Here is a 12,887-nt window from a genome sequence, read left to right as displayed (position 1 = left end):
GCCGGTTTCCCGAAGGCGGTCGCCCCGACGGAAGCAAGGGACCGGGGACGGACCGCGGCGCGTCGGACAGCGCCGGAGGAGATCGCCGCGTTCCCTCCCTCCGGGGCGACCAGCGGAAAGGAGAGGGGGAGGGAAATCCTCCGCGCACGGCCCGCGCGGCCTGATTCCCACGGCCCGCAGTGTGGCCGGAACGGTCCGGTCGACCCCCTCGGGAAACGGCCCCGAAGCGCGTCAACTCGGCCGTGGAGAAAGGGAAACGCACGATCTGGACACCGTCTTGAACCTCTATATGCTGACGCCATGCTCTCCGCCGCCGCCACGCCCGAGAACGCAGGATCCGCCACCCCCTCCGCGCCCGTGCCGGCCCCCGCCTCCCGGCTGGCCGGCGTCGGCGCGTCGCCGGTACGCGAGATCCTGGCGCTCACGGCGCGGCCCGAGGTGATCTCCTTCGCCGGCGGCCTGCCCGCCCCCGAGCTGTTCGACGTCGCCGGGATGCGGGCCGCGTACGACCGGGTCTTCGCGGAGAACCCGGGGCAAGCGCTCCAGTACTCCACGACCGAGGGCGACCCGGAGCTGCGCACCGCCGTCGCCGGCCGGCTCACCGAGCGCGGACTGCCCACGGACGCCGACGACCTGCTCGTCACCACCGGCTCGCAGCAGGCCCTCACCCTGCTCACCACCGCCCTCGTCGACCCCGGCGCCGTGGTCCTCGTCGAGGACCCCTGCTACCTCGCCGCCCTCCAGACCTTCGGCTTCGCCGGCGCCCGCGTCGTCCCCGTGCCCACCGACGACCAGGGCGTCGTCCCGGCCGCCCTGGAGGAGATCGCGGCCCGCGAGAAGCCGACCCTGCTCTACCTCGTCCCCACCTTCCAGAACCCCACCGGCCGCACCCTGCCGGCCGGGCGCCGCACCGCCGTCGCCGAGGCCGCGGCCCGCCACGGCTTCTGGATCGTCGAGGACGACCCGTACGGCGAACTGCGCTACGACGGCGAGCGCGTCCCCTGGATCGCCGCCGCCCCCGAGGCGGCCGACCGCACCGTCCTGCTCGGCTCCTTCTCCAAGGTGATGGCCCCCGGACTGCGGCTCGGCTACCTGCGCGCCCCCGCCGGGCTGCGCCGCTCCTGCGTCATCGCCAAGCAGGCCGCCGACCTGCACACCTCGACCGTCGACCAGGCCGCGGCCGCGCGCTACCTGCGCGACAGCGACCTCGACGCGCACGTGGCGGTGATCCGCGCCGCCTACCGGGAGCGCAGGGACGCGATGCTCGAAGGCCTGCCGGCCGCGCTGCCCGAGGGCAGCCGGTGGAACAGGCCGGAGGGCGGCATGTTCGTCTGGGCGACCCTGCCCGAGGGGTACGACGCCACGGCGCTCCTGACGACCGCCGTCGGCCACGAGGTGGCGTACGTGCCGGGGGCGCCGTTCTTCTGCGGCGAGCCGGACCCGGGCGCCCTGCGCCTTTCGTTCACGACGCACTCGGCCGACGAGATCGGGGAAGGCCTCCGCAGGCTCGCCAAGAGCTTCGCCCGATGACGGGAATGAGGACGGGGAGGACGGGTACGGGGGCGGGGGCCGGGACTGGGCCGACCGGGTGAGCTTCCGGCCCGGCGGGCCGCCACGCCGTCATCACGTCGTGTCGTTGTTGGGCCGAACGGGTGAGGAGCGGGAGGATGGACCCATGAGTAGGTACGAGAGGTACGACGTCACCGACGAGCAGTGGGAGGGCCTCGCGCAGGTCGTGCCCCTGCGCGGCCGTGACGAATGGCCGTCCAGGGTCGACCACCGCACGGTCCCCGAGCAGTACGAATCCGCCGAGCAGCGCCGCATGGTCGTGCTCCGCGTGCAGGTCTTCGCCGACGCCCGCGAGGTCGCCGAGTACCTCATCGCCCAGATCCCGGTGCTCCTCGATCTGACCGGCGCCGACACCGAGGTCGCCAAGCGGATCCTCGACTTCAGCAGCGGCGTCGTCTTCGGGCTCGGCAGCGGGATGCACCGCGTCGACCGGAACGTCTTCCTCCTCGCCCCGGCGGGCACGGAGGTCGAGGGCGCGGAGGGCGCGGACGAGGAGGAGGCCGTGGGCGGCCGGACCGCCGGCGTCCCCCGATCGTAGGAAGGTCCTCACGACGTAACGGTTCGTCAGCGAAAGGGCTGCGTACGGTCCGGACATGGACCTCACCGGCGGCTCCGCGCTCGCCCTCACGTCGAAGAACCGCCCCTCCGACCCCGCTTCCGCTTCCGACCCCGTTCCCCTGCCCGGCGCCGTCCCCGTTTCCGGCGCCACCCCCTCCTCCGGCGCCGTCCCCCCGGCCGGGCCGCGCGTCCCGGAGGCCCGTACCTCCGCCGCGCCCGTCTCCACTTCGGCTTCGGTCTCCGCTTCCACTTCCGTTTCCGGGGCGGGCGTCTCCCTTCCGCGCACCTCCCGGCCCCGTGCCTCCGTCCCCGGGGCACGGGGCCCGGTCGTGCCGGAGGCCCGGGAGGGACGGCCCGGGACCCCGTCCGGCGCCCGGTCCGACACCCCGTCCGGCAACCGGCCCGACGCCCGGCCCGCCGTCACCGAGCTGCGCCTCTCCGCGTTCGCCGGCCACCGCTCCGCCACGCACGCGCTCGGACCCGTGACCCTCTTCGCCGGCCCCAGCGGCAGCGGCAAGACCACCACCCTGCGGGCGTACGAGGCGCTGGCCCGGCTCTGCGCGGGCGACCCGCTCGACGAGGTGTTCCCGGACGCTGCCGACCTCGTCCCCGAGCGCGCCCGGCCCGACGCCCAGGGCAGGCGCGGATTCCGCATCGGGTGCACCGTCGACGGACCGCGGGGGCCCGTCCACCTCGACCTCGCCGTCCAGGCCGAGCCCCGGCTCCGCATCGTCGGCGAACGGCTCACCGCCCGGGGCCGCGTCCTGCTCGCCACCGCCCTGCGCGACCCCGGCCGCAGCACCGTCCAGGCCGAGTGGCACACGGCGGGCGCCACCCCCGTGACCAGGGCCCCGCTCCCCGACGGCCTCCTCGGCACGGCCCTGCTGCCGCTGCGGGTCGCCGGCAAGACGCCCGGACAGCTGGAGGTCCTGGCCGCCGCCGAACAGGTGGTCGTCGGGCTGCGGTCCGCCTTCGCCTGCGACCCCCGGCCCGAGCGGATGCGGGCCCCCGTGCCGCCGGGCGAGGGGCGGCTGCGGCGCGACTGCCGGAACCTCGCCGAGGTCCTGCACCGCACCCACACGGACTGCCCGCGCCGCCACCACCGCCTCGCGACCGTGGCGGGAGCGGGCTGCGCGGGGACCGTCACGGGACTCGGGGTGCGGGAACTCCCGGAGGGAACCGTCCGGGCGGTCCTCGAACGGGGCGGCCGGCCCGAGACCCCGCTCGGCCGCCTCGGCGACGGCGAACTGCGCTATCTGGCGCTCGCGCTCACCCTGCTCACCGGCCCCGGGGTCCTGGAGATGGACCGCGTCGCGGAGGTGCCCGACGCCATGCAGAGCCTGACGCTGCTCGCCGACGGCCTCGACCGGGGCCTCGACGGGCGCCAGGCGGGCGAACTGCTCCGCCTCGCCGTGGACATCGCCGGGGACGGGCACATCCGGCTGGCGGGCACGGTGGGCGACCGGACGGCGGCGGAAGCGCGCCGGACGCCCGGGGTGACGGTGGTAGACCTGAGCGCGTGACGGACGAAGACATGAAGGACCGGGGCGTGGCGGACGACGGCGTGGCGGAGCTCCGGCGCAGACTGGTCGCGTTCGCGGCCGCCCGCGACTGGCAGCCGTACCACACGCCCAAGAACCTGGCGGCGGCCCTCAGCGTGGAGGCGGCCGAACTCCTGGAGATCTTCCAGTGGTCGACCCCCGAGCAGGCCGAGCGGGTGATGGAGGACCCGGAGTCGGCCCACCGGGTCGCCGACGAGGTGGCGGACGTGCTCGCCTACCTCCTCCAGTTCTGCGAGGTGCTCGGGATCGACCCACTGGCGGCGCTCGCGGCCAAGATCGACCGCAACGAGCTCCGGTTCCCCGCCAGGCGGCGGGGCGGAGAAAGCGGAGAGAGCGAGGAGGGAGGGGGGTGAGGGGAAAGGAGCTGAGGAAGCGGTGAGAAAGACCCCGTGAACGAAGATCGTCACTCTTCGGAGTGATCGACTTCTCCCCGCCAGGCTTCCTGTCCACAGATTTCCGAATTCCTCTGGTGTTCGGGCTCAGGTCGCCTCACTCTGGGTAATGACTCAGTGGGTGGTAAGTCGTGGGAACGGGGGCGGTGTTGATGGAAGCGGAGCGATTGATCGCGCTCGGCCGGCACGCGCTGGCGGAGAGCGGGACGGCGCAGGACATCGTGGCGGAGGCCTGGCAGGCCCAGGCCCTCGCGCAGGCGACAGGGAGCCGTCTCGCGGTCTGCGGGCCGCAGGAGCTGCGCGGCGAGGCGCGGGGGCTGGGCGAGATCGGGGAGTATCCGGCGGTGTGGGGCGCGGCCGGGCCCCGAGCGGCCCGGCTGACCGAGATCGCGGACCCCCACCGGACGCTGACCGCGCTGGGGGAGCTGCTCGGGGAGGTGGGGATCGCGCTGGTGGGAGTGGCCTGCGCCACCGACGAGGAGGGCCTCTACTGGCAGTGCATAGAGGCGATCGACGCCACCGACGAGTCGAGCGACCGGGTGCGCGGGATGTTACGGCGCCTCGCCGTCCGCGACGGCGAGCGGGCCCGCCCTCCCGACCCCGCCCGGGACCGCGGGGCCCCGCGCAGGGAGCCGTCGTGCTGACGCCCCCCGACCCGACCGGTCCGCCCGGTCTCTTCGGGTGGCGCCGGCGGAGGGAGGGCACGGCCTGCCGGGGCCGCCGGACGCCCACCCGCCGGAGTGCCGGGCGCGCGCCTCTCGGGTGACATGGCCGGGGCGGGTGGCTCGGGCACCGGCCGGGAGGTTGGCCCGCGTCCGACGGTGCAGGATGGAGACATGGATCTTCGCATCTTCACCGAACCCCAGCAGGGGGCCGACTACGACACCCTCCTCACCGTGGCCCGCGCCACCGAGGAGCTCGGGTTCGACGCCTTCTTCCGCTCCGACCACTATCTCCGCATGGGGTCCGCCGACGGCCTGCCCGGCCCGACGGACGCCTGGATCACCCTGGCCGGCTTGGCCCGGGAGACGAAGAGGATCCGTCTGGGCACGCTGATGACGGCCGGCACCTTCCGGCTCCCGGGCGTCCTCGCCATTCAGGTCGCCCAGGTCGACCGGATGTCCGGCGGCCGGGTCGAACTGGGCCTGGGCGCCGGCTGGTTCGAGGAGGAGCACAAGGCCTACGGCATCCCCTTCCCGAAGGAGAAGTTCGGCCGCCTCGAAGAGCAGCTGGCGATCGTCACCGGCCTGTGGGAGACCGAGGTCGGCAAGACGTTCACCCACGAGGGGGAGTTCTACCGGCTCACCGACTCCCCGGCGCTGCCCAAGCCCCTCCAGGACAGGATCCCGGTGCTGATCGGCGGACACGGCGCGACCCGCACGCCGCGGCTCGCCGCGCGGTACGCGGACGAGTTCAACATCCCGTTCGCCTCTCTGGAGGACAGCGAGAAGCAGTTCGGGCGGGTGCGGGCCGCCGCCGAGGCGATCGGCCGGCCGGCCGACGACCTGGTGTACTCCAACGCGCTGGTCGTCTGCGTCGGCCGGGACGACGCCGAGGTGGCCCGCCGGGCCGCCGCCATCGGGCGGGACGTGGACGAGCTCAAGGCGAACGGCCTGGCCGGTTCGCCCGCCGAGGTCGTCGACAAGCTCGGCCGGTACGCGGCCATCGGCTCCTCCCGGGTCTACCTCCAGGTCCTGGACCTGGACGACCTGGACCACCTGGAGCTGATCTCCGCCCAGGTCCAGTCCCAGCTGGCCTGAGCGGGAGGAGCGAGCCGATGAGACCGGTCCGTACGCTCGCCGACGCCCTCCGGGCGGAGGTCCTCGTCCTCGACGGCGGACTCTCCAACCAGCTGGAGGCGCAGGGCTGCGACCTCTCGGACCCGCTCTGGTCCGCGCGGCTCCTCGCCGACGGCCCCGAGCGGATCGAGGAGGCGCACACGGCGTACGTACGGGCCGGGGCGCGGGTGCTCATCACCTCCGGCTACCAGGCCACCTTCGAGGGCTTCGCCCGGCGGGGCGTGGGCCGGGCGGAGGCGGCCCGGCTGCTCGCCCGGAGCGTGGAGCTCGCGCGGTCGGCGGCGGGGAGCACGGAGGAGGAGGTCTGGGTGGCCGCGTCGGTCGGGCCGTACGGCGCGATGCTGGCGGACGGCAGCGAGTACCGGGGGCGGTACGGGCTCTCCGTGCGGGAGCTCGAAGCGTTCCACCGGCCCAGGATCGAGGTGTTCGCGGCGGCCGGGCCCGACGTCCTGGCCCTGGAGACGGTCCCGGACGCGGAGGAGGCGGAGGCGCTGCTGAGGGCGGCCGAGGGGTGCGGGGTGCCCGTGTGGCTGTCGTACACGGTCGAGGGCGGACGGACCCGGGCCGGGCAGGACCTGGCGGAGGCGTTCGCGGTCGCCGCCGGGAACGACCGGGTGGTGGCGGTCGGGGTCAACTGCTGCGACCCGGCCGACGCCGGGCCCGCCGTGGAGACGGCCGTCGCCGTGACCGGGAAGCCGGCCGTGGTCTACCCCAACAGCGGGGAGCGCTGGGACGCCCGCGCGCGGGGCTGGCGCGGCGGCGCCGCCTTCGACCCGGAGCGGGCCACCGCCTGGGTCCGCTCGGGGGCCCGGCTCGTCGGCGGCTGCTGCCGGGTCGGCCCGTCCACGATCACCGCCCTCGCCGAGACCCTGGCAGACGCAGACGCAGACGCAGACGCAGACGCAGACGCAGACGCAGACGCAGACGCAGACGCAGACGCAGACGGCACTGACGGCACTGACGGCACTGACGGCATGGACGGCACCGACGGCATGGGCGGCGCCGGCTGAGTCCGGAGGTCCCCGCGCGTCCGGGCCGCGCGGAAAATGCCTGGTGGGACCGGGAAGGGCCGCACCATACTCGAAGACGTGTTCCTGACGATCAGTACGACCGGCAACCCGGAGCGACCCGCGACCGACCTCGGCTTCCTGCTGCACAAGCATCCCGAGCGGGCGCAGTCGTTCTCGACCTCGCACGGCACCGCGCACGTCCTCTACCCCGAGGCGAGCGCCGAGCGGTGCACGGCGGCGCTCCTCCTGGAGGTGGACCCCGTGGCGCTGGTGCGCCGCGGCAAGGGCAAGGGCCGGGGCGGCGCCCCGGACTCCGCGCTCGCGCAGTACGTGAACGACCGGCCCTACGCGGCGTCCTCGCTGCTCGCCGTCGCGCTCGCCAAGGTCTTCAAGTCCGCCCTGCACGGCGACTGCAAGGCGATGCCCGAGCGGGCCGCCGCGCCGCTGCCGCTGCGGGTCGAGGTCCCCGCGCTCCCCGCCCGGGGCGGCGCCGAGCTGGTGCGCGCGCTGTTCGGCCCGCTGGGCTGGTCCACGGTGGAGGCCGAGCCGGTCGCGCTGGACGCCGAGTTCCCCGAGTGGGGCGACTCGCGGTACGTGCGCCTCGTCCTGGAGGGCGAGCTGCGGCTCGCGGACGCCCTCAACCACCTGTACGTCCTGCTGCCCGTCCTCGACGACGCCAAGCACTACTGGGTCGCGCCCGACGAGGTCGACAAGCTGCTGCGCGCCGGTGACGGCTGGCTCGCCGGGCACCCCGAGTGGAAGCTGATCACGGCCCGCTACCTGTCCCGCCGCCGGGGCCTGGCCCAGGAGGCGACGGAGCGGCTCGAACTGGTCCGGCTCGCCGAGTCCGAGGGACTGGACGTCGAGGACGTCGACAACGCCGTCGACGAGACGACCGACACCGAGGAACGCCCGGTGCCGCTCGCCCAGCAGCGGCGGGACGCGATCCTGGCCGCGCTGGCGGAGGCCGGGGCGGCGCGCGTGCTCGACCTGGGCTGCGGACAGGGCCAGTTGGTGCAGGCCCTGCTCAAGGACCCGCGCTTCACCGAGGTCGTGGGCGTCGACGTGTCCGTCCGGGCCCTGACCGTCGCCGCGCGCCGGCTGCGGCTCGACCGCATGGGGGAGCGGCAGGCCGCCCGCGTCAGACTGGTGCAGGGCTCCCTCGCGTACACCGACAAGCGGCTGTCCGGCTACGACGCGGCCGTGCTCAGCGAGGTGATCGAGCACCTGGACCTGCCGAGGCTGCCGGCCCTGGAGTACGCGGTGTTCGGCTCGGCCCGGCCCCGCACGGTCCTCGTGACCACGCCGAACGTCGAGTACAACGTGCGCTGGGAGACCCTGCCCGCCGGACACGTCCGGCACAGCGACCACCGCTTCGAGTGGACCCGCGAGGAGTTCCGGGCCTGGGCGGCCCGGGTGGCGGGGGAGTACGGATACGAGGTCGGGTTCACCCCCGTCGGCCCCGACGACCCCGAGGTCGGACCGCCCACCCAGATGGCCGTCCTCACCCGCGCCGACACGGACACGACCACCGAGAAGAACGAGAAGGAGGGACGGGCATGACCGCCACCACGGACACCACGACCACCACCGGGCGCCGGACCCTGCCCGTCACCGACCTCTCCCTCGTCGTGCTCGTCGGCGCCACCGGCTCCGGCAAGTCCACCTTCGCCCGGCGCCACTTCAAGCCGACCGAGGTCCTCTCCTCCGACTTCTGCCGGGGGCTCGTCGCCGACGACGAGAACGACCAGTCCGCCAGCCGGGACGCCTTCGACGTCCTCCACTACGTCGCCGGCAAGCGCCTGGCCGCCGGGCGGCTCACCGTCGTCGACGCCACCAACGTGCAGCAGGACGCCCGGCGGCAGCTCGTGCAGCTCGCCAGGACGTACGACGTGCTGCCGATCGCGATCGTCCTCGACCTGCCCGAGCAGGTGTGCCGCGAACGGAACGCGGCCCGCCCCGACCGGGCCGACATGCCCGCGCACGTCATCCAGCGCCACCGCCGCGAGCTCCGGCGCTCGCTGCGCGGCCTGGAGCGCGAGGGCTTCCGCAAGGTCCACGTGCTGCGCTCCGTCGAGGAGGTCGAGGCCGCCGAGATCGTCCTGGAGCGCCGCTTCAACGACCTGCGCCACCTCACCGGCCCCTTCGACGTCGTCGGTGACGTCCACGGGTGCAGCTCCGAGCTGGAGACCCTGCTCGGCAAGCTCGGCTACGTCGACGGACACCACCCCGAGGGGCGCACGGCGGTCTTCGTCGGCGACCTCGTCGACCGGGGACCCGACTCCCCGGGCGTCCTGCGCCGCGTGATGTCCATGGTCGCCTCCGGCGACGCCCTGTGCGTCCCCGGCAACCACGAGAACAAGCTCGGCCGCTGGCTGAAGGGCCGCAAGGTCCAGCGGACCCACGGACTCGCCGAGACCATCGAGCAGTTGGAGGGCGAGAGCGAGGAATTCCGGGCCGAGGTGGAGAAGTTCGTCGACGGACTCGTCAGCCACTACGTCCTCGACGGCGGCGACCTCGTCGTCTGCCACGCCGGACTGCCGGAGAAGTACCACGGCCGCACCTCCGGCCGGGTGCGCTCGCACGCGCTGTACGGGGACACCACCGGCGAGACCGACGAGTTCGGGCTGCCCGTGCGCTACCCGTGGGCGGAGGAGTACCGGGGACGGGCCACCGTCGTCTACGGGCACACCCCCGTGCCGAACACCTCCTGGATCAACAACACCATCTGCCTCGACACCGGGGCCGTCTTCGGCGGGAAGATGACCGCGCTGCGCTGGCCGGAGCGCGAACTCGTCGACGTAGCGGCCGAGCGGGTCTGGTACGAGCCGGCCCGGCCGCTCGCGACCGACGCGCCCGGCGGGCACCAGGGACGGCCCCTGGACCTGGCCGACGTGCACGGGCGGCGGACCGTCGAGACCCGGCACCACGGCAACGTCGCGGTGCGCGAGGAGAACGCGGCGGCGGCCCTGGAGGTCATGAGCCGGTTCGCGGTCGACCCGTGCCTGCTCGCCTACCTGCCGCCGACGATGGCGCCGACCGCCACCTCGAAGGAGGAGGGCTACCTGGAGCACCCGGCCGAGGCCTTCGCCCACTACCGGGCCGACGGCGTCGAGCGGGTCGTGTGCGAGGAGAAGCACATGGGCTCCCGGGCCGTGGCCCTGGTCTGCCGGGACGCCGGCGCGGCCCGCGAGCGCTTCGGCGCCGACGGGGTGACGGGCGCCCTGCACACCCGTACCGGACGCCCCTTCTTCGACGACCCCGCCGTCACCGAGGAGGTCCTCGGACGGCTGCGGACCGCGATCGGCGCCGCCGGGCTCTGGGAGGAGCTGGACACGGACTGGCTGCTGCTCGACGGCGAGCTGATGCCGTGGTCGCTCAAGTCGGCCGGTCTGCTCCGCGCGCAGTACGCGGCGGTCGGCGCCGCCTCGGGCGCCGTGCTGCCCGGCGCGGTCGACGCCCTGCGACGGGCGTCGGCGCGCGGCGTCGAGGGGCTCGACGGGCTGCTCGACCGGCAGCGGGAGCGGGTGGTGGACGCGGCGGCCTTCACGGCGGCCTACCGCAGGTACTGCTGGCCGACCGAGGGCCTGGAGGGCGTGCGGTTCGCGCCCTTCCAGCTCCTGGGGGCGCGCGGGCGCTCGCTCGCGGCCGTGCCGCACGACGAGCAGCTCGCGTGGCTCGACCGGCTCGTGGAGCACGACCCCACCGGGCTGCTCCAGGTCACCCGCCGGCTCGTCGTCGACACGGGCGACGAGGCCTCGGTCCGCGCGGGCACCGACTGGTGGCTGGAGCTGACCGGCGTCGGCGGCGAGGGCATGGTCGTCAAGCCGCTGGCGGCGCTCGTCCGCGACGCCAAGGGGCGGCTCGTCCAGCCGGGCGTGAAGGTCCGGGGCCGGGAGTACCTGCGGATCATCTACGGCCCCGAGTACACCCGTCCGGAGAACCTGGAGCGGCTGCGGCAGCGCTTCCTCGGCCACAAGCGCTCCCTCGCCCTGCGCGAGTACGCGCTCGGCCTGGAGGCGCTCGACCGGCTCGCGGACGGCGAACCGCTCTGGCGGGTCCACGAGGCCGTCTTCGCGGTCCTCGCCCTGGAGTCGGAGCCGGTCGACCCGAGGCTCTGACCCGGGGGCCGGGGCCCCGCGCTGCGGCCGGTCGGGGCCTCGCGCTCCCACCGGCCGGGCCCCGCGCTCCCGGCGGTCGCAGCCCCGCGTCCCCGCCGGTCGGGAGCCTTCCGTCCCCGCCGGCCGCCGTCCTCCCGCGCCCCCGCCGGAACGTTCCGGCGGGGGCGCAGAGGCGTTCTGAGTGGCGCTCCCCTGCGCCCCTCGTGCTCGTTGACGCGTTTCTTCCGCACCCCCTAGCGTTCTTCACCCCGTCACGTGACGGGACGTCGGCGGCGTCGCCGTGCCCGGGGCACGAGGCGGGAACGGGCACGCGCGAGCGCCGGTCGCGGAAGGCGGCCGGTCCGAGACGCGCACGACCACGGCATCGACGGCCCCACGGCATCGACGGCCCCACGGCGCTGACGGCCCCACGGCGCCGACGGCCCCGGGACCCGGACACGGCCGGAGGGCCACGGACCGGTGTTGGGCCGTCGCGGGGGGACGGCCCAACGCCCCGGACCGGAGGAAGGAGCCGTACGCACCGCGCCGCCGCGCGCTCCGCCCGGGTGAGAGCCCCGCGTACGGCCCCCACCCCGCCCTGTGCCGAAACACGGGCCGCGAAGGCCCCCCTCCGTCAGGATGGACCCATGGGATTCCATGTCGATTCCGAGACCGGGCGGCTGCGCCGCGTCATCCTCCACCGGCCCGATCTGGAGCTGAAGCGGCTCACCCCGACCAACAAGGACGCCCTCCTCTTCGACGACGTGCTCTGGGTGCGGCGGGCCCGGCAGGAGCACGACGGCTTCGCCGACGTGCTGCGCGACCGGGGGGTGGAGGTGCACCTCTTCGCGGACCTCCTGAGCGAGTCGCTCAAGGTGCCGGCCGCCCGCGCGCTCGTCCTGGACCGGGTCTTCGACGAGAAGGCGTACGGCCCGCTCGCCGCCGACCACCTCCGGGCGGCCTTCGACTCCCTCGACGCCGTCGCGCTCGGCGAGGTGCTCGTCGGCGGGATGACGAAGCGGGAGTTCCTGGCGGCGCACCGGGAGCCGACCTCGGTCCGCTTCCACGCCCTCGACCTGGACGACTTCCTCCTCGGCCCGCTGCCCAACCACCTCTTCACCCGGGACACCTCGGCCTGGATCTACGACGGCGTCTCCATCAACGCCATGCGCTGGCCGGCCCGGCAGCGCGAGACGGTCCACTTCGAGGCGATCTACAAGCACCACCCGCTCTTCACCGGGCCCGAGGCGGGCCCCTTCCACCACTGGTCGGAGGGGCAGGCGGACTATCCGTCGACGATCGAGGGCGGGGACGTCCTGGTCATCGGCAACGGCGCCGTGCTCATCGGGATGAGCGAGCGCACCACCCCGCAGGCGGTGGAGATGCTGGCCCGGGGCATGTTCGCGGCCGGTTCGGCGCGCACGATCGTCGCGCTCGACATGCCGAAGCGGCGCGCGTTCATGCACCTGGACACGGTGATGACGATGGTGGACCAGGACACGTTCACCCAGTACGCGGGGCTCGGCATGCTCCGCTCGTACACGATCGAGCCGGGGGACGCGGGGCAGCCCCTGCGGGTGACCGACCACCCGCCGGAGCGGATGCACGACGCGATCGCGGCGGCCCTGGGGCTCCCTGAGGTCCGGGTCCTCACGGCGACCCAGGACGTGCACGCGGCCGAGCGCGAGCAGTGGGACGACGGGTGCAACGTGCTCGCGGTGGAGCCGGGGGTGGTCGTCGCGTACGAGCGGAACGTCACCACGAACACGCACCTGCGCAAGCAGGGCATCGAGGTGATCGAGATCCCCGGCAGCGAGCTGGGCCGGGGGAGGGGCGGCCCGCGCTGCATGAGCTGTCCGGTGGAGCGGGACGCCGTCTGAGTAACGGAGGGATCGCG

General features: G+C 74.5%; 10 protein-coding genes. All 10 read left to right on the top strand.

The window, feature by feature from the left end; genetic code table 11:
- Positions 1-300 precede the first annotated feature (300 nt).
- On the top strand, positions 301-1,530 hold the full coding sequence (locus ADL08_RS19455; RefSeq protein ID WP_199837040.1) for a PLP-dependent aminotransferase family protein: 1,230 nt from the start codon (positions 301-303) through the stop codon (positions 1,528-1,530).
- 145 nt (positions 1,531-1,675) lie between these two features.
- Entirely contained in the window at positions 1,676-2,107 is a 432-nt protein-coding gene (locus tag ADL08_RS19450) for a cell division protein SepF (RefSeq protein ID WP_053644649.1), read from the top strand.
- A gap of 55 nt (positions 2,108-2,162) precedes the next feature.
- Positions 2,163-3,650, top strand: a complete 1,488-nt coding sequence (locus tag ADL08_RS19445; protein ID WP_420709647.1) for an ATP-binding protein — start codon at positions 2,163-2,165, stop codon at positions 3,648-3,650.
- 11 nt (positions 3,651-3,661) lie between these two features.
- Entirely contained in the window at positions 3,662-4,042 is a 381-nt protein-coding gene (locus ADL08_RS19440; protein ID WP_053644647.1) for a nucleotide pyrophosphohydrolase, read from the top strand.
- Between the two features lie 191 nt (positions 4,043-4,233).
- Positions 4,234-4,725, top strand: a complete 492-nt coding sequence (locus tag ADL08_RS19435; RefSeq protein WP_053644698.1) for a DUF6099 family protein — start codon at positions 4,234-4,236, stop codon at positions 4,723-4,725.
- Positions 4,726-4,917: 192 nt separating this feature from the next.
- The gene (locus ADL08_RS19430) at positions 4,918-5,841 is read left to right on the top strand and encodes an LLM class F420-dependent oxidoreductase (protein ID WP_053644644.1); all 924 of its coding nucleotides are present in this window, start codon (positions 4,918-4,920) and stop codon (positions 5,839-5,841) included.
- Between the two features lie 17 nt (positions 5,842-5,858).
- A complete protein-coding gene (mmuM, locus tag ADL08_RS19425; protein WP_078968414.1) occupies positions 5,859-6,890 on the top strand; it encodes a homocysteine S-methyltransferase in 1,032 nt (343 codons plus the stop codon).
- A gap of 78 nt (positions 6,891-6,968) precedes the next feature.
- Complete coding sequence (locus tag ADL08_RS19420) at positions 6,969-8,453, top strand: 3' terminal RNA ribose 2'-O-methyltransferase Hen1 (RefSeq protein WP_053644642.1); 1,485 nt, start codon at positions 6,969-6,971, stop codon at positions 8,451-8,453.
- A complete protein-coding gene (locus tag ADL08_RS19415; RefSeq protein WP_053644640.1) occupies positions 8,450-11,011 on the top strand; it encodes a polynucleotide kinase-phosphatase in 2,562 nt (853 codons plus the stop codon). The genes ADL08_RS19420 and ADL08_RS19415 overlap by 4 nt, the downstream gene beginning before the upstream one ends.
- 626 nt (positions 11,012-11,637) lie before the next feature.
- A complete protein-coding gene (locus tag ADL08_RS19410) occupies positions 11,638-12,870 on the top strand; it encodes an arginine deiminase (RefSeq protein ID WP_053644638.1) in 1,233 nt (410 codons plus the stop codon).
- Positions 12,871-12,887: the final 17 nt, after the last annotated feature.

Origin of the sequence: Streptomyces sp. NRRL F-6492 (assembly GCF_001280125.1) — a bacterium.
Lineage (GTDB): Bacteria > Actinomycetota > Actinomycetes > Streptomycetales > Streptomycetaceae > Streptomyces.
Note: the sequence above shows the minus strand (reverse complement) of the source record. Positions and strands in the feature narration are given on the sequence as shown.